Source organism: Planotetraspora kaengkrachanensis (assembly GCF_016862895.1).
GTDB lineage: Bacteria > Actinomycetota > Actinomycetes > Streptosporangiales > Streptosporangiaceae > Planotetraspora > Planotetraspora kaengkrachanensis.
In genome coordinates this window covers 1-17,438 of the sequence record NZ_BONV01000066.1, presented here as the reverse complement: position 1 = coordinate 17,438, position 17,438 = coordinate 1, and the positions used below count along the sequence as shown (strand labels likewise).

General features: G+C 66.1%; 17 protein-coding genes. 11 read left to right on the top strand and 6 right to left on the bottom strand.

Going from position 1 to position 17,438, the window contains the following annotated elements; all coding sequences use genetic code 11:
* The first annotated feature begins 25 nt into the window (after nt 1–25).
* Nucleotides 26–169 (top strand): hypothetical protein, encoded by a 144-nt coding sequence (locus tag Pka01_RS40050; protein WP_203888248.1) that lies wholly within the window; start codon nt 26–28, stop codon nt 167–169.
* 410 nt (nt 170–579) lie between these two features.
* Nucleotides 580–915, top strand: coding sequence for a hypothetical protein (locus Pka01_RS40045; protein ID WP_203888247.1), 336 nt, complete (start codon nt 580–582; stop codon nt 913–915).
* 235 nt (nt 916–1,150) lie between these two features.
* On the opposite strand, the gene Pka01_RS40040 is transcribed toward Pka01_RS40045, so the two are convergent.
* Nucleotides 1,151–2,092, bottom strand: coding sequence for an alpha/beta hydrolase (locus Pka01_RS40040; protein ID WP_203888246.1), 942 nt, complete (start codon nt 2,090–2,092; stop codon nt 1,151–1,153).
* A 101-nt stretch (nt 2,093–2,193) separates the two neighbouring features.
* On the opposite strand from Pka01_RS40040, the gene Pka01_RS40035 reads away from it, so the two are divergent.
* Complete coding sequence (locus Pka01_RS40035; RefSeq protein ID WP_203888245.1) at nt 2,194–2,667, top strand: MerR family transcriptional regulator; 474 nt, start codon at nt 2,194–2,196, stop codon at nt 2,665–2,667.
* A 557-nt stretch (nt 2,668–3,224) separates the two neighbouring features.
* A complete protein-coding gene (locus tag Pka01_RS40030) occupies nt 3,225–4,256 on the top strand; it encodes an MsnO8 family LLM class oxidoreductase (RefSeq protein ID WP_239116286.1) in 1,032 nt (343 codons plus the stop codon).
* 362 nt (nt 4,257–4,618) lie between these two features.
* Here Pka01_RS40030 and Pka01_RS40025 read toward each other — a convergent pair whose 3' ends face one another.
* Both Pka01_RS40025 and Pka01_RS40020 read right to left on the bottom strand, forming a co-directional pair.
* The gene (locus tag Pka01_RS40025) at nt 4,619–5,335 is read right to left on the bottom strand and encodes a hypothetical protein (protein WP_203888244.1); all 717 of its coding nucleotides are present in this window, start codon (nt 5,333–5,335) and stop codon (nt 4,619–4,621) included.
* A 231-nt stretch (nt 5,336–5,566) separates the two neighbouring features.
* A complete protein-coding gene (locus tag Pka01_RS40020; protein WP_203888243.1) occupies nt 5,567–5,986 on the bottom strand; it encodes a barstar family protein in 420 nt (139 codons plus the stop codon).
* Between the two features lie 160 nt (nt 5,987–6,146).
* On the opposite strand from Pka01_RS40020, the gene Pka01_RS40015 reads away from it, so the two are divergent.
* Together Pka01_RS40015 and Pka01_RS40010 are read left to right on the top strand one after the other, a co-directional pair.
* A complete protein-coding gene (locus Pka01_RS40015; RefSeq protein ID WP_203888242.1) occupies nt 6,147–6,368 on the top strand; it encodes a hypothetical protein in 222 nt (73 codons plus the stop codon).
* Between the two features lie 276 nt (nt 6,369–6,644).
* A complete protein-coding gene (locus Pka01_RS40010; protein WP_203888241.1) occupies nt 6,645–7,715 on the top strand; it encodes an alkene reductase in 1,071 nt (356 codons plus the stop codon).
* A gap of 67 nt (nt 7,716–7,782) precedes the next feature.
* On the opposite strand, the gene Pka01_RS40005 is transcribed toward Pka01_RS40010, so the two are convergent.
* The gene (locus Pka01_RS40005) at nt 7,783–8,202 is read right to left on the bottom strand and encodes a winged helix-turn-helix transcriptional regulator (protein WP_239116285.1); all 420 of its coding nucleotides are present in this window, start codon (nt 8,200–8,202) and stop codon (nt 7,783–7,785) included.
* Nucleotides 8,203–8,296: 94 nt separating this feature from the next.
* On the opposite strand from Pka01_RS40005, the gene Pka01_RS40000 reads away from it, so the two are divergent.
* Nucleotides 8,297–8,995 (top strand): DsbA family oxidoreductase, encoded by a 699-nt coding sequence (locus tag Pka01_RS40000; protein WP_203888239.1) that lies wholly within the window; start codon nt 8,297–8,299, stop codon nt 8,993–8,995.
* A 115-nt stretch (nt 8,996–9,110) separates the two neighbouring features.
* Nucleotides 9,111–9,767: an FMN-dependent NADH-azoreductase gene (locus Pka01_RS39995; protein ID WP_203888238.1), complete on the top strand. Its 657-nt coding sequence runs from the start codon at nt 9,111–9,113 to the stop codon at nt 9,765–9,767.
* 740 nt (nt 9,768–10,507) lie between these two features.
* On the opposite strand, the gene Pka01_RS39990 is transcribed toward Pka01_RS39995, so the two are convergent.
* The gene (locus Pka01_RS39990) at nt 10,508–11,974 is read right to left on the bottom strand and encodes an FAD-dependent oxidoreductase (RefSeq protein ID WP_203888237.1); all 1,467 of its coding nucleotides are present in this window, start codon (nt 11,972–11,974) and stop codon (nt 10,508–10,510) included.
* A 1,403-nt stretch (nt 11,975–13,377) separates the two neighbouring features.
* Nucleotides 13,378–13,689, bottom strand: a complete 312-nt coding sequence (locus Pka01_RS39985; protein ID WP_203888236.1) for a hypothetical protein — start codon at nt 13,687–13,689, stop codon at nt 13,378–13,380.
* Nucleotides 13,690–14,275: 586 nt separating this feature from the next.
* Between Pka01_RS39985 and Pka01_RS39980 the strand changes: the two genes are divergently transcribed.
* The 3 genes from Pka01_RS39980 (at nt 14,276) to Pka01_RS39970 (ending at nt 16,980) form a co-directional block, all read left to right on the top strand.
* Nucleotides 14,276–15,436, top strand: a complete 1,161-nt coding sequence (locus Pka01_RS39980; protein WP_203888235.1) for a sensor histidine kinase — start codon at nt 14,276–14,278, stop codon at nt 15,434–15,436.
* Nucleotides 15,437–15,631: 195 nt separating this feature from the next.
* The gene (locus tag Pka01_RS39975; protein ID WP_203888234.1) at nt 15,632–15,973 is read left to right on the top strand and encodes a hypothetical protein; all 342 of its coding nucleotides are present in this window, start codon (nt 15,632–15,634) and stop codon (nt 15,971–15,973) included.
* A gap of 692 nt (nt 15,974–16,665) precedes the next feature.
* Nucleotides 16,666–16,980: a hypothetical protein gene (locus Pka01_RS39970; RefSeq protein ID WP_203888233.1), complete on the top strand. Its 315-nt coding sequence runs from the start codon at nt 16,666–16,668 to the stop codon at nt 16,978–16,980.
* Nucleotides 16,981–17,438: the final 458 nt, after the last annotated feature.

Genomic DNA, 17,438 nt, shown 5'->3' with positions numbered 1-17,438 from the left:
GGCTTGTCGCCGCTCATAGTGGCGAATGGCAAGGTGGGCGGCTCTGGCGGGCAGGAAGGGCGCCGAGGGCGACGACGGCTTTGAGGCCGTTGGCGAGGTCGGGGGCGCGGCCGAGGAGCTGGCTGAGCAGGTCGCGAGGGGGATGCGGCTGGAGCCGCCGTTGAGGTAGACGGCGGCCAAGTCCCTGGGTGTCAGGTGGGTGCCGGTGAGGATGCGTTGGAACTCGGCGACGGTTTTCCCGCACGTCGGCTCCCATGGCCTTCTCCAGCTCGTCGCGGGTCACCCGGATGGGCGGGTCACCGACGATGAAGGTTCGGGGCAGCTCGACCGACAGGAGCGACAGGAGCAAGATATTCGTAATGTCCCATTACCTCTGAATCCGGCGGGCTTCAGAGGGGGACATAGTTGATCAGAACGGCCGACTTTCCGCAGATCGTGCGGGTGGGTTCTGATCAACTGGGACCGGGCGCGGTCGTCGGGGGAGCGGTCGAGAGCATGTCCGATGGGGGAGAGGGAGCAGGGTCCAGGAAGGTGCGGCAGCGCCGGCGAGAGCGCCAGGCTATTCCGAGGCCGTATGTGGTGAAGTTCGTGCTGACTGAGCAGGAGTACGCCGACTTCCGTAAGGCGGCGAAGCGGCTCGGCATGGCCTACGGGGCGTACGCGGCCGAGGCGGCATTGGCGGCGGCACGGATGGCGAATCCGCCGATGCCGGACCCGCTGCGTGAGGCGCTGATCGAGTTGATGCATGCCTCTGGCCAGGTGCGGCGGATCGGGGTCAATCTCAATCAGGCGGTCGCGGCGCTCAACGCGACAGGCATCGATCCCGGCAACCTCCTTCCCTACGCGACCGCGTGTCTGCGGGCGGTGCAGCGCCTGGACGGCGTCGCGGAAGCCGTGCGGAAGACAATCCGATGATCGGAAAGGTGCGGAGGCCTCGGCGACTATTGGTTGCGCAGCAGGTACCTCATATCGGGAAGCGGTGGCAGCGACACTGGATTCTCCTGTCCCGGGTAGTTGTCGGCCGTTCCCAGCCACGACGGCCCTGGTCGGTCGTGATCGTTTCCATCCCGGCAGATGCCGGACCATGCCGGCCGCCCGGGCTGGCCTCTCCGGGTCGGGCGCTACGGCCCGTCCGAGCGAACGGGTGCGGCTATCTGCCGTAGGTCTCATGGGTGGCGGGGAGGTGCTCCACGGCGAAGGTGACGGCGTCCGCGAGGGCCTTGTCCGCGGCGGGCAGATGACCGGCCAGCAGGTGCCAGAAGTGCCCCATGGCCGGCGCCACGTCCAGACGGACGGGTACGGCGTCGTCGGCCAGCTTGGCGGCCAGCCTGATAGCGTCGCTGAGCATGACCTCATGGCCGCCGATCTGGATCAGCACCGGCGGCAGTCCACGGGTGTCAGCGAACACCGGGGATGCCAACGGACTGCTCAACGGGACGTTGCCCAGAGCGATTTCCGCGACCTTGCGCAACCCCTCGCGGTTGTTGGACGGATCGATGCCGTTGCGGGTAAGCATCGTGGCCCCGGTGTTCTCGGCGTTGGCCCACGGAGAGATGGAGATAGAGGCGGCCGGCATCGCAAGCCCCTGATCGCGAGCCGCGACCAGCACACTGACCGCCATCGCACCACCGGACGAGTCACCTGCGACCACCACGCTCTCTGGCACGACGCCCTGCTCCAGCAGCCAGCGATAGGCCGTCACGGCGTCGTCGACGGCCGCAGGGAAAGGCGTCTTGGGTGCGAGGCGGTAGTCCGGAGTCAGCGCGCGGGCGCGCAACCGTTCCGCGAGATTGCCGACGAAGCCGCGGTAGCCCGCCGGATCCCCGACGATGTATGCGCCACCGTGCAGGTACACCAGATGCCGGCCGGCGACGTGGCCCGCCGGCGTCGCCCATTCAGCGGCCACCCCGCTGACGTGCACGGTGTCGAAGGTGACACCCTCTGGCGCGGGAAAGTACTGCTGGAGGAACTCCCGGTAGCCGCGCCGGACGTCCTCCAAGGTGTCAGGCCCATTCCCGGCTGCCGCTTCGAAGACGACGCCGATGCGCGCAGCCCACTCCTGGTAGAAGGCAGAAACATCGATCGAGACCATGGCTCGGTCCCCCCGGTTGTACGAATTCCGGCTGTTCTCAGCCACGTACCGAGTGTCAAACCCTCACATTGATGTGAAGGTCAAGAGATTAGCTGGGGAACATGAGAATCGGAGAGCTGGCCGAACGTACCGGCGCATCTCGCCGGCTGCTGCGCTACTACGAGGAGCAAGGGCTCATCACGCCCGATCGCGCCCTTAACGGCTACCGTGAGTACGGAGAGCCACATGTGTACGGCGTGCTGCAGATCAAGGGACTACTCGATGCTGGACTGCCCACCCGAATCATCCGGCAGATCCTGCCCTGTCTGGACAAACCGCGGAGCATCTACCCGCCTGAAGTGACACCTGAAATGATCGTCACCCTGCAGCATGAGCAGGCGCGACTGTCCGAACGCATCGAGTTTCTGATCCGCAACCGAGACGCGATAGCCGACTACCTGCACATGGTCGCCGGCGACAAGGTCGCAGGCGCGGGACCAGGGTCCGGTGGTCGACCGCAACACTATGAAAGCCATTCCCGGCGGCGACGACTTCCAGCACTGCCCCTCAGACGAAGAGATCGCTGCACTACCTGAATGGAAAGACTCCTAGAGTCTCGCCGTGCTCGGGAGTCCACGGGCCGTGCCTGGGCGGTAGGCGCAGGGTTGGCGGCCGTCGAGCTCGCCGGCTCGGCGTCGGCCGACGCCGGGACCCTGGCCGACCAGACGTCCAGCACAGAGCGAATCCCGTGATCAGCGGGCCGTAGCAGCGTCTCCCGGGAGACTCGGGGCCGGCGAGCTGGCCATGTGGTGCGCCCGCGTGACAGCAGGTCGTCGTCGACCTCGACGGGCGCCGGCTCGTGGGGCTGGGGGTGGGCGCGCGGCAAGTGGCGGGCCGCAGGGAAACCGCCGAGCGCCGTCCTGCATTCCCTCGGGCGGGGTCGCGGCGCGAGCTGGCGGGCCGCCCGCTGCCACTCCGACAGCAGCGGCATGCACGTGGCGCGGAACGGCTGTGGCTGGGGCAGCGGCGACCCACATCACAAGGTGAGGAGGGGCACCGAAGGCACCTGGTGTACGGTGCCAACGCTTCGCCTATTGGGGAGAAAGGGTTGTTCGTGGGAGAAAACCGGCCTAGGTCGCAGAACGGGCCTGCCGTGCCGCTGGACGCACCGTCCGCCGCGCCTGAGGAGCGGCTGCCGCTCCTGTCGCTGCTGGAGCTCGCGGTGCTCGAAGAAGGGCACAGCGCGCGCGACGGCCTCGCGGCGGTGGTCGCGACGGCGCGCGGCGCCGCCGAGCTCGGCTTCCGCCGGGTGTGGGTCGCCGAGCACCACGGGTACTCGCCCGTCAGCAGCGTCGCGCCGCCCGTACTGGCCGCGCACCTCGCGGCGGTGACCGAGCGGATCCGGGTCGGCTCGGGCGGGGTGCTGTTGCCGAACCACGCCCCGCTCGCCGTCGCGGAACAGTTCATGACCATGGCCGCTCTGCATCCGGAGCGCATCGACCTCGGCGTCGGCCGGGGGCCCGGCACCTTCAACCCCGACATCATGCGCGCGCTGCGCCGCGGCGCCGACCCGGCCACGGACGTCGAGTACCGGGCCGACCTCGCCGAACTGCTCAGTCACCTGGGTGGCGGGGACGGCGCTCGCGTACTGCCCGGCGCCGACGTGCTCCCCGAGCCCTGGCTGCTCTCGTCGAGCGCCGCGGGCGCCGAACTCGCCGCCGAACTGGGGCTGCCGCTCGCGTTCGCCTACCACATCAGGCCAGGCAACGCCGTCGAGGCGCTGACCCGCTACCGGGAGAAGTTCCGGCCCTCGCGGTGGAGGGACGAGCCGTACGTGCTGGTGAGCGTGGACACGGTCTGCGGGGCGACCGACGCGGAGGCCGCCCACCTGGTCCGCCCGGCGTACCTCGCCCTGCTGACGGCCTTCGCGGGCCGGGCCGCCGAGGCGGTACTGTGCTCGCCCGCGGAGGCAGCAGCGACGCCTCTCCACGCCGAGGCAGCGGAACGGCTGGAGCAGCTGTCGGCGGCTCAGGCGCAGGGATCGCCGGAGACGGTGCGCCGCCGGTTGGCCGCCGTCGCCACTCTGACCGGCGCGGACGAGCTCATGCTGTCGATCCCCGTCTACGACCCGTCCGTCCGCCTGCGCACCCTCGAAGCGGCGTCCGCGGTGGTGCTCACCGTCTGAACCGCCACTCAGACCGGGGCGGAGCGCCTTGCCCTGGCGTGTGGCTGCTCGCGCCTTCAGATGATGGTCAGGGTCCCGGCATTGGGGACATCGGTACAGCGGTTATCGGTGACAAGCAGGTCCAGCACGTCCAGGGCGTCGTCGACCGAAGAGGTCTCCAGATGCCGCACGGTGGCAGGCGCCATCCCTTGGTGCGGCGGCGCTGGTTGCGGACTGGCACGCGGGCCTGAGCGAGCAGGTCCTCGTGTCAGACCTCGGTTGATGCTTGACGCTTCGGCCCCGCCTGATGCGTTACATGATCACGGCTAGGCCGGCGACACTTCCTCTTCTGCCGAGAAGAGTGCGTTCACTGAGGTCGGCTACTAGCGCCTGGCAGATCCTGGATGTGCGAAAGCATCCGCGATGACGCGAAGCTCGACCGACGAAAGACGACCTCCGACACGGCGGTAGCTGTGAGGGCCGAGGCATGCAAGGACTCCGTCGGTGGCGGCCCACGGACATGGCGTCCAGTACCGGCGGCTGTCCAGTAGTTCGGCGCTCACTTGGCCCTCGTTGGACCGGGCACCGACGGAGGACAGGGCCGCCGCCACAACGTCCACGGCAGTGGCCGGGGTGTCGCTGTCGCCGTAGGCAGGCAGCAGCAGGAGCAGTCGCTCAGCCGGCGTGTGATCCGAATCCGGATGCTGGGCGGCTGCCATCAGTTCAGGCCACGCGAGCGCGGGTCCGCGAAAATGTCCTTCCAAGGCTGCGAGTTCGATCGACTGGTCGCCGGTGTTGGGTTCGAGGACGTAGTCGACGCCCGCGTCGTCCGCGAAGTTGCGCATCACGATGTGGAGGTGGTTGCGACGGGCAAGCGGTAGCGAGAACACCGGCCACCGGTCTGGGTGGAGAAGCCGTTCGACGAACGCATCCAGGTCACCTGGATCAGCATCGAAGGCAGCCGGCGCCGTCGAGGACCCGCCAACGGTGTATAGGAATGCGGGCCAGAACAGAGGACTGGACATCACCTCCGCGCCGCCGACCAGCGGCGAGGGCCGAAGCGGCGGTTCATACCCGTCCAGGTAACCGGGGATAATCATCTGGCCATGATCGCAGCCACGGCCGGATACACGTCAGGTAGGCCTCTGCCCTCGCCAGGCACCGGTCCTGAGGCAAGTTAACAAGTAGCCGCTGAGCGGGCGGACGGCTCGGGCTGAAGCTCTTGGCAGCGGAAGCGGCATACGTCCGCTCATGGCCGATGAGCGGGTGTCGCTGCGCCTCGACAAGGTACCGTCCGTCAGACGTGGGATCCGCCCCGCCCAGCCCAGTACCTAGACCAACTCCAGGAGGACGCCGTCTTCGGACTCGTTACCGCCTGGGCCGTGGTCGCGGATGATTTCGACGAGATCGTCGAACAGGGTCGGACCCTCGCTGCGCCGCGCGCTGCTGATCCTAGCCTCGAAATTCGAACGGTTCGACGGATGGCAGGTGAGGAGAACCCCCTCCAGCCATAGGGCTGTCGCTTCGTAGCCGAGCGCGGCCCGAGATGAGCCAGAGTTGAGCCACCGCAGCACCCACCCGTTCTCGGGCGTCCCGAACCCCCCTCGGAGAATGTCGTTGAAGGCATCCAGATTTCCCCGCCACGTGTAGTTGCAGAGCAGCCGCGAGAACTCGCGGGCAAAGCCGTCGAAGTCGGAGAAGTCTGCTCCGTCGATAACCAGCACGGGAAGTTCGTCGCTCTGGTTGGTCATGCTACAAGTATGGGCGCCACTCCGGTCATCCGGTTCTGCCGCGAGTCGCACCCCCGGCCCCACTCCGGATTGATCATGTCAACCATCAACCGAGGCCCCCGAGCGGTAAGCCCGAGGCGCAGCGATGGTGAGAACTCAGCCGAGAGCGGCACCGAGTTGATTGATCATACCGCTGGCAGAACCTCACCAGCGGGCAGGCAGGATCTCCGCCGTCTATGTCGTCGTCTGCCTCGCCTTCGGTGTTCCGGTCAGCATCGCGGGTCAACTCGCAACCCTCTTCGGGTTTCAGGCTGCGATGGTGGTCGATGGGATCGCCGTGGTGGTGATCGGCGCAATCAGCCTGCTCATGCAGACCCGGGCACAACGCGAGCAGGTGAGCTGACGCGTTCATACGAGCTCGATCTAGCCGGAATCGGCCCTGGGGCACCTCGGACTCTCCGTGGCGCACATTCATGTGCCTTTTGTAGGCGCTCCAGACCTCGCACATGATGTGCGTAACGCACAAGGAGAGAGGGACGGGCGCGAGAGAAATGCAATGGGACAATCCGCGCAAAAATGGGATAAGTGTTGCTTCGCGCTGTCGCGAGGTGGCCCGAGCTTGCCCGCTGAACCACAGAGTCACATCTCAGGTCGCCACGACCGCGAACGGTATTCCTTCATGAACCTTTTCTCCCCGGCCAGGCTCGGCGCGATCACGATTGACAACCGTGTCGTCCTGGCCCCAATGACGAGGCTCCGCGCCGACCTCGATGGCGTACCGACCGCACCGATGGTCGAGTATTACGCTCAACGCGCGGGTTTCGGCCTGATCGTCACCGAAGGCGTATACCCGAGCCCGGAGGGCCAGGGCTACCCTAAGCAGCCAGGTATCGTCACAGCGGCGCAGCTCGACGGCTGGCGCCGTGTGACCGACACGGTGCACGAAGCCGGCGGCAGAATCATGATGCAGCTCATGCACGCGGGCCACGCGACGCATCCCGAGATCAACGGCGGCCGCCGCGTGATCGCACCGAGCGCGATCGCCATCCCCGGCCTCGCGCGCACGCGAGACGGCAAAGTGGCGAGGATCGTGGCCGAAGCGATCACCGAGGCCGAGATCCCGGAGGTGATCACCCGATTCGCCGAAGCCGCCATGAACGCCGTCGAAGCGGGCTTCGACGGCGTTGAGCTGCACGGGGCGAATGGATACCTGCTGCATCAGTTCCACGCCGCCAACCTGAACCAGCGGACCGACGCCTACGGCGGCTCCCCTGAGAGGCGTGCTCGCTTCACCATCGAGACCGTCAGCGCCGTCGCGAACGCGATCGGGGCCGAGCGTACCGCGCTGCGCATCTCACCGCGCCATAACTTCCACGGCATCGACGAGCGCGACGACGCGGACACGCATCTGACGTACGAGGCGGTCGTCGACGGGATCGCCCCGCTCGGCACGGCCTACCTCAGCTACGTGCCCGATGTCGCCAGCCCGCTCGCCCAGGACCTCCGCCGACGGTACGGAGGCCCCTTCCTGGTCAACACCGGCCCAAGCACGATCACCACCCGCGACCACGCACTGACGATCATGGCAGAGGGCTACGCGGATGCGGTCGTGGTCGGCCGCGCAGGCTTGGCGAACCCGGACCTCGTCCGCCGCTGGCGCGAAGATCGCGAACTCAATGAGCCAAGGATGCACTTCTTCTACTCCGGCAGTGCCACCGGATACACCGATTACCCACCCCTGGCGGACTGAGACGCCTCACGTGCAGAGTATGGCCACGGAGGAACCGTTCCGTGTGCGTTCAATCGGGCGTCGAGGTTCAGCCCGTGCCCGCCGCAGAGACCGGACCCTCGGCAAATACCGTGCGATTGTGGTGGATCTCCTTGTGGTTGTCCACCGCCCAGGCTGCCAGGTCGAGTACCACCCGCAGCAGGCTGCGGCCGAGGGGCGTGAGCTCGTACTCGACCCGAGGCGGGACCTCGGGATACGCGGTGCGTGACACGATCCCGTCCTGCGCCAGTTGTTGCAGAGTGAGGGTGAGCATCCGTTGCGAGATCCCGGGGATCGCGTAGGCGAGCTCGGAGTAACGCAGCGCTCCGGCCTCGAGGGTGCCGACGATGAGAACGCTCCATTTGTCCCCGACGCGGTCGAGGACATGGCGGATGAAGTCCGCCTCGTTGTCGTCCCAGTGGGAGCAGGGTCCGGGCACCCGCCTGACCGCGGAACGTACACCTGCCACGAGGCCTCCTCCACGCACATTGATGTGCATTTTGTACCGATTTCGATACTCACACATGATGTGGCTACACACAAATTGTGAGAGGAGAACGCGAATGCGTATCGAGATGTGGTCGGACATCATCTGCCCGATCTGCGGGGTCACTCAGCACCGGCTCCGGAACGCGGTGGCCGAGTTCGAGCACGGCGACGAGGTGGAGGTGATCCACCGCTCCTTCCAGGTCCACCCGGGGATACCGCCCGAGGGCATCACCCAGACCCAGCTCAGCCGCAACGCGGGCATGACGGTCGCCCAGATGGAGGCGATCCTGCGACCGGTCGAGATCTCGGCCGAAGCCGAAGGCTTCGGCGACTACCACGCGATCGACCGCACGCTCGGGCCGACCGACCTGACGCACGAGCTGCTCGCCTACGCCACCGACCAGGGCAAACACCACGAGGCGTGGGTCGGCATGTTCAAGGCCCACTTCGGCACCAACCGGCAGCTCTGGACGCTTAAGCAGTTGGTCGAATTCGCCGGGGAGATCGGCCTGGATCAGGATGAGGCCCGCGCTGTGCTCAAGTCCCGTCGCTACCGGCGCCAGGTCGAGGACGAGCAGGCGCGCGCCCAGCAGATGGGTGCGCACGGCACGCCGTTCATCGTGATCGACGGAAAGTACGGCATCGGAGGAGGAGTCGACACGCCCGCGCTCGTCCGCGCCATGGATCGCGTATGGGCGGAAGCCCGGCCCGCGCTGAGCATGCCCTTCGGCGAGGGTGATCAGTGCGGAGTCGGTGGCGGCTGCGCTAGCTGATCGCGCGACCAGAGTCGGACCCCTTGACGACCCGTCCCGCCCGCGCGAGCGGGCGGGCCCGCATCCCCGCCGCTGCCAGGCGAGGGCCCCGTAACGACACGAAAGAACCATCACCATGTCCTACTTGCTGCGCATCGACTCCTCCGCCTCTAGCGATGCCTCCTTCTCCCGGCAGGTCGCCGATTCCTTCACCGGTGCCTGGAGCGGCGACGTTGTCCGCCGCGACCTCGCACTCAACCCCATCGGCCACCTGGATGCGGCCGGCATCACCGCCCGCACCACGCCCGCCGACCAGCACACCCCGGAGCAAAAGGCCGCGGCGGTCCTGCAGGACGAACTCGTCGAGGAGTTCCTCGGCGCGAGCGCTTACCTGTTCGCCGTGCCGGTGTACAACTACTCAATGCCCTCGGTCTTCAAGGCGTGGCTGGACCACATCATGATCGCCGGTCGGACCATAGGCTTGGGCGACGCCACCCTCACCGCGGGCCGTCCCGCCGTCATCGTCTCCGCCCGTGGCGGCGGCTACGGCCCCGGCGCGCCCATGCACGGCAAGGACTTTCTCGTCCCCGCCCTGGAGACCATCCTTGGCGATCCGAACCTGATGGCCCTGGACGTCCGCACCATAACGCCCGAGCTGACCTACGCGCTCACCATGGAGCCCCTCCGGCACCTGCTGCCCCTGCACCAGGCCTCCCTGGAGAACGCCCACGCCCAGGCACGCCGGCAGGCCGAAGACATCACCAAGATCACCGCCGCCCAGACGGCCATCTGACCACTTGCGAGCCAAGGGCGCCTGACCGTCTCCTGGCCACAGGTACCCGTGCAGTCGCCCCGGCCTGCTCCTGAGCGAAAGAGCCTCAAGCTGATACCCGAGGACGCCCGTGAGGCCATTCCGCGGAAGACCGCCCTTCCACGCCTCGGCCGGCCCAAGGACCTCGCCTCCACTCTCGCCTTCCTCCTGTCCGACGAAGCCAGCAAGCCTGTAGGGCTCGTGTCGTCGGAGGACATCCACATTCTCGGGGGTGATCCGGTAGGCCGCCCAAACGGCAATATCGGCCCGTCGACACGAGACTCGGCCTCACACCGAGGCCTTCCCACCGGAACTATCCGTCTGCTCATTCGGCAGTAGCAGCCCAGCCGGGCTTGGTTCCGGCAAGCCGGTCGGCGGCGGTACCTCCCAGCGGCCGGGATTGATCAGGTCCTCCCTGCCGCCCGAGAACATCGCGTCGCCGAAGTCGACGCCGCCGGAGGTCGCCGAAGTCGACGCCGCCGGAGAACGTCGCGCCGATGAAGTGGACCTGACCGGACCTCCTGTACGCGGGCCCGATCACCTCCTCCTGCCGGCGCTTCCGACGTTTGAGCTCGATCAGTCCTTGTTCAGAACGGGGTTGCCGCGTAGACCACCGTCTGCGCAGGGCCATGGTCCACGGTCAAGGGTCGCTGAGGCCGGTTCGAGAGAGCAGGAAACCATGACCTTTTACCTCACCACCAGCACGATCTACGAAACAGCTCCTAGTGGGCCACAGCGACGCTCTGGGGTCCGGCGTACTGCAGTGCGATCCGCTGGAAGACCTCGGCCTGTGTCGGGTAGCAGTGCACCGTGTTGGCCAGCGCCTCCAGCGGCACCTGGTTCGTGATCGCCAGCGTGAGCTCGCTGATCATCTCACCGGCGTGCGCCGCCACAAGCGTCGCTCCTGCGATCTCGCCGCTGCCGCTGCGCGTGTAGATCGCCCCGAACCCCTCCTCTTCGCCGTCGATGAACGCCCGCTCCACCTTGGCCAGCTCGAGCCGGTAAGCGTCGATCGCGACACCTTCGTCGCGGGCTCGGCGCGGAGTCAGGCCCACCTCGGCCACCTCGGGATCGGTGTAGGTGCAGTGAGGAATGACGAGCTCCCGTGCCGGGCGATGTGCACCATCCAGCGCGTTCGCGATACAGAGCCGCGCTGTCGCCATGGCCGCGTGCGTGAACTTCTGTGGGAAGGTCGCATCGCCAACGGCATAGACGTCAGGGTTGCTGGTGCACAGGTATTCATCTACCTCCACGCCATCCCTGGCGACGTGCACCCCTGCCGCGCCCAGGTCCAGGTGCTCCACGTTCGCCTTGCGGCCCGTGGCAATCAGCAGCGCATCATAAGGCAGCTCGCGCGTCCCGTCGGGGCCCTGTACCAGCAAACGGCCGGCGCCCGCCCGTACTGCTGTGAACCCCAGATGGAGCCTTAGCCCCTCCTGCTCGAACCGGCGACCGATCAGCTCACCGACCTCCGGCTCATCATTGGGCAGCAGGGCCCTGGAGTGGCTGACCAGGTCCACCTCGCTGCCGAGACGGCGGAAGGCCTGGGCCAGCTCGCATCCCAGCGGACCGCCGCCGATGACGACCAGCCTGGCTGGCAGCTCTGTCAGTGAGAAGACGGTCTCGTTGGTCAGGTACTCGCCGGTCCGCAGTCCCTCGATAGGGGGCATCACGGGGTCCGATCCGGTGGCGATCACAGCCTTGCGAAATCGCAGCAGCCGGCCCTCGACCTCCACGGTATTCGGTGCGGTGAAGCGCGTGTGCCCGAGGTAGACCTCCGCCCCCGCTTGCTCGACCACCTCGACCGCATCGCCTGAGCTGCTCAGGGAACGCATCCTGCGGACCCGATCCATGACCGAGCCGAAATCAGTTTGTGGTGGGGTGTCGAGCCGAAAGCCGAACTCGACCCCGCGGCTCGCATCGTGCACCGCGCGTGCGCAGCGAATCAGAGCCTTGCTCGGCGTGCAGCCGAAGTTGACACAGGTGCCGCCGGTCAGTCGCTGCTCCGTCATAGCGACGCGGTGCCCGCCTGCGGCAGCAGTCATGGCGGCGACGAGGCCGCCCGGTCCGCCGCCGAGCACCACCAGGTCGTAGTCACCACCTTCGCGGTTGACCCAGTCAGATGGGTGGCCCTGGCGGATCGTCCGCTGGTTGTGAACGTCGTCGGGGTACAGCTCGATAGTCGTCATGGCGCATCCTCTGTAGGCCAGGTTGGTCTGCTTAAACAGCAGCGAGCCGACCGGCGGGAGTTGCGGTCGACTTCACGCGTCGAGCCTCTTGTGCGACATACGACAGTCAGTTCCCGGGTGCATGGTCCGAAAACCTAGGGCCTCACGTCCCCACATCCAGGGCCGTCAGGTCGTTGCGGTGGCGCGCCCACGCGTCGTACTCACATCGGATGGCCCTTGCACACCTGGCTGACGGTGTGGAGCCTCAGTCGCAGTGTGATCTACGAGCAGATCCGATCGGGTCGTCTGCGATCGGTAACTCAAGGTCGCACCCGGCTGATTCCCGCCTCGGTGATCAGCGAATACGTTGGCCTGCTTGAGCGGGAAGCGCAGGATGGATGTGCCTGAGGGAATTTCGGGGTGTGCGGGATATGCGCGGGATGATCTTCTCGGCCCGCTTCGACGCCTGAGGCCTTTCCGCAGGTCAGCGGTCCCATGCCATCGCGATTCGTAGTGTGGCCTTCGTTCGGGAGCACTCGCGGGACCGTGACGAGCAACGTGGAATTCGCCGGTGCGGACCTCGCCGAAGCGGTTGGCGTGCTGGAGCGGGTGGAAGCCAGGAGAGAGAACCCGGCTGAGTCTGGCGGGATGCTCGACGTGCAGTGAGGATGACCCCGTTAGGCCGCTGGCTGGCGGTGATTCAAGCGGAGGGTGGCTTGCCGCAGCCTCGCAACTCGCTGCGGACTGAGTGACTATCTGAGTGACTATCGCCGTGGCCGGTCGCATACACCGGTGGACGACTGAGAACCGTTTCCGCAGGTAGGGGCAGGTATCGGGGCTGGTCCCGCCCCCGTCTGGGTTGCCTGGGGGTCAAGGGGTCGCAGGTTCAAATCCTGTCGTCCCGACAGGCGAGAAGGTCTGTCGATCAGAGGGAAACCTCAGGTCAACAGGCCTTTCTTCATGTCGGCTAGATCATCGGGTCGGCTAGACGACCTTGAGGCGGGGACCATTTGGGGACCGCCTGACAGAGAGATGGGCGCTCAACGCCTCGCCGGCGTCCGCAATGGATCGTGAATCTGGATGCAGGTAACGCTGGGTTGTGGTCAGCGATCCATGGCCCGCGATCTTTCGCAGAACATGCACCGGCACGCCGGCGTCGGCCATCCAGGTAAACCGGTATGCCGTAGATCATGACGGCGAGGATGCTCATAGCCGAGCTGTGTCACCACGTCATCCCAATGGGTGGCATCTCGGAGAACCGCCGTGGTAATCCGCCCGCCCCGAGGACCAGTGAAAAGCCGCGCAGTGGGATCCGGGCCAACCACATCCAGACGTGCTGCGATCAGGTCACGAACCTCAGCAATCAGAGGAACTGTTCGAGCCCGCTTGCCTTTCGTGCCCTTGTCCACCACCCCGCCAGGGGGCTAGGTGTTGTCTGCCGGCGTACGGTCCAGGTCCATGCCTCGCGGTTGATATCGCCGACACGCACCCCCGGAGACCTCCCCAATGCGGGCAGCAGTGCAGGCCGCGAAGATGATCACTTCGCCCCAACCGGCGAACCGGCCCGCTGATCTCTCCACCAAGGCGGCCGCGAGCTGAGCGAGAGCATCCCAATCGGGCAGCGCGAGCGAGCGAGGATCATCCAACTCGTCTTCGGCCCGCTGGAATTCACGCTGCCAGCCGCTTACCCGGGCAGGGTTTCGATCAATGATGCCGTCGCGGACGGCTTGCTCCATGACCCGCACCAGGACAGCCAGACTGTTCGCCGGCCCGCTGCCGCTTCGCGGTGGGTCGACGGCAGACAGTGATGGGGACAGTCCAAAAGTGCCGACTTCCGCCGCAACTGCCCGTGTCCGTTCAGTTGGAGATAAGCGAGGGCCCACGAACGCTGATGATCATCTTCCCGGCGATCATTACTGCTAGTTGTTGTAACGAAAACCGCTGAACACTAGCATAGTGGACGCAATCGTCCATCCTCGTCAGTGCAACGGCTGTTCGACCAGACGCGAGCACGCTGTCGGCACTGCCGGACTGCACCGGGTTGGCGGGGTTACGCGGCCTACAGGTGGTGCCCGCCAACGAGAGGGAGCACGGCGGCCCCCGAGAAGGAGGTCACAGATGATTCGAATCAGCCGACGCCTGCGTGGGTCACCGATGAACCGGAGAGCGCAGCACCCGCTGAAGCAGTCGTCGAGGACGCCCCTCGCCGCAGGGCAGCGGTCGCTCGTACGCGGTCGGCCGCGAAGGAAAAGGGGTGAAGCGATGCCCTCACTGTGTCCCATTCAGGTGCGCTACACGACGGTAGCCACACTGCTTGCCCTCGTGACCGCGGTCGTGATCGGCGTGAGCATGGATCTGGCGGTTCGCTACCGGGTTCGAGACGAGGCGTTCCTCAACGCCGAGAAGACCACCCTCTGGTGGAGCGCGCATGTGCGGGTCGGGCAATTGCCACACCCCATCCCCACCTCCGCCGGCATCGATCTCATCCAAGTGGTGGACGCCGGGGGCAGGATTGTGAACGCCAGCCTTCAGACGGGCCGGGCGCCCCTCAGCATGTTCAGACCGGAGCCCGGCAACCGCGTGCAGCGGCGGACCGAGTGCCTCCCGGACGAGCGGTGTGTCCTGCTCGTGGCCGACAGGATCTCACTGGATGCGGATTCCCCTGTCGTGTACGCCGGCGCGGCGGAGCCGTCGATTCTGTCGACGCACGATCTCGAGTACGCCATCGCGGCGTCCGCGCTGCTGATGACGGTGGTGTCGGGATGGCTGACGTGGCGGATGACGGGCCGGTCACTGCGCCCGCTGAAGCTGCAGTGCCAACTGGCCTCCACTACGTCCCACGAACTCCGCAATCCGATCGCCGGCCTGCGGGTGCAACTGGAGGAGGCGCTGCTGTACCCCGATCAGATCAATCCGCGTGACACGATTCAGGGAGCCCTGTCGACTACCGAGCGGCTCGAGGCGATCGTCGAGGATCTGTTGCTGCTGGCCCGGCTGTGCGACGGTGAGCCAGCGCCGTCCGAGCCGATCGACCTCGGAGCGCTGGTGACGGCGGAGGTGGGGACGCCCTCCCACACCATGCCGGTGCATGCTCAGGTAACCGGGGATGTGTGGGTGTACGGCTCACGAACCCAGCTGATCCGGCTGCTGAACAACCTGGTGAGTAACGCGCGGCGGCACGCCGAGACCGGCGTCACGGTATCCGTCACGTACGCTGACGGGCAAGCGGTCATGGCGGTGACCGATGACGGAGCCGGCATCGAACCGGCCGACCGTGAGCGAGTTTTCGAGCGGTTCGTACGTCTGGAAGACGGACACCGCCGTGACGCCACCGGTAGCGGACTCGGCCTTGCGATCTCCCGCGAGATCGCCCATGCCCATCGCGGAACTCTGCGCATCGAGGACTCCTCCCGCGGCGCCCGGTTCGTTCTCCGGCTACCGCTGATGGGGGGGAAATGGTCTGCCGGCGACCGCATGCCATGACCCCGCACTCATTTTCGGGGGTGACGGGCCCTTCTTGCCCGTGCCCGTCGCATGCCCGTCAGCGCGGTGACTCACGGCAAGCCACGGAAAGCCATGAGCGAGACGATTGGGCGCGTGACCAGCGTCGCAGGAGGCTAGACGATCGCGTACCGAAACCTTCCAAACTGATCGTATGGGTCCGATACGGTTCGGGGCATGGCGGAATCCAAGGAGATCATCAACGCCGTTTTCGAGTCATGGGCGGCCGACCTGGACGGCACCATCGAGTCTCTGGCGTCTCAGATCATGAGTGGTCAATACGGAGTAGTGCCCGACTCGTCGAACCTCGCGGAAGCCGAGGGACGGTTGAGCGTCCTCATCCGTCGCGAACTGACCTCAATGATGTTCGGCTATTGCGTCACCATCGACGGTGGGAGCGACAGCGCCGACACCGGAATGGTCTACCTCATAGACGAGAACGGCACCGACCATACGAGGCTGGGGCTGCACGGCGCCTTCCTGGCTTACCTCGACGACACGGGGCGGTCCACGGTCTGAACGAGGCGGCGGTCATCGAGCTAAACCAGCACACCGGTGTGGAACCCCAAGTGAGTGTCAAACTGAGTGACTTCCGGGGTGCCCAGCCCCGCCCGGCGATGCACATCCGTGCACTAAACATGCGGCTTCACCAGGACAAACGCCAGGTCCAAGGATCATGGCCAGTGCTTTGGGAGCAAGAAGTCACAGCCGATGGCCCGCCAGGCCCGCTGCCGCTCCGCGGTGGGTCGACGGCAAACGGAATGGGCGGGCAAGGTGCGGCTTGCGTCGAATCCTGCTAATCGCTTTGATGCCAGCTGATGCTGTTAGCTGGATGAGGGGAGGCCCGCGATGGGCGCAGACCCACTAGAGGCGCTGGCCGAGGCCTGGGCAGCTTTCGATGGCTCACTCAGGTCAGGGGTCGGGTTCGACATAAGTGCGTATGAGGCTACGAAAGCTTCGCTTACAGCTTGTGCTGCCGCCTGGCGTGAACTCGACTGTATCCCTCGCTTGGGGGTGAATATCGTCGTCGATGTATTCCCCGCGACTGAGGCAAACGCGGCGATGTATGACGGGGAGGTGGCGGACCGGATTATGGCCGCTGCATATGAGCTACATGATCTGGTTGGAGAAGCTGTGGGTTTGTAGAGGCTACTCGCCGCCTGGCGCCTATCGCCCCCGGAACCTTTGTGATCGAGGTCGGCCGAGGACAGGTGGAATACTTCGTAACCTTCTCCGACAACCTGCCCACGCCCCCCAGGCAGGCACGGCTCTACATGGACTGCGACTTCCAGATTGAGCCTGGGGCCGATCCCGAGCTGACAAAGCTGGTCTCGGGCCACAATCACCCTCTGGCATACCTATCAATCCTCAGCAACCTCACTGTCACTGAGAGCCATGTGACCGCAGCCGGTGCAATAGTCATCCGACTCGGTGATGATGTTGTCTTCACTGTGATCAACCGACCCGCCCTGGATGATCCCCAAAGCCATGGGGAATGGCGCATGACGCAATGGTTTGCCAGCTGAGCATGGGACGGACATGCCCCAGAGTGGCGTGCCCGTTGCGTGCCCGTACGGTCGGCAAGCAGCGGGGAATCACGGGGACTCACGGTCACGCGACCCACATACGCCCAGGTCACCATTTCCGCAGCTCAGACCGCATGATGTTGAAAGACTTCCCAAGCTGACAGCGCGGGTTCGATTCCCGTCACCCGCTCTATCTTCCTTGGGAACGCGCGGTCAGCCGAGACCCATTGGCGCTGGAACGAGGGACTCACCGTTCAGTGAACGGCAGTCCTCACCCAGGTCCCACCACAGTTGCCCGTCAGAGGTCAGGTACGGGTACATCCCGTGGACGCCGCCTCCGAGGTACAGGGCCTCAGAGACGTCGCCCAGGTACACGGCCAGGCTCGGCCACGAATCCAAGAAGTCACCACCGCCACCATGGCCCGCCCAACCAAGCCGACCACAATCGGGTCTCTCTC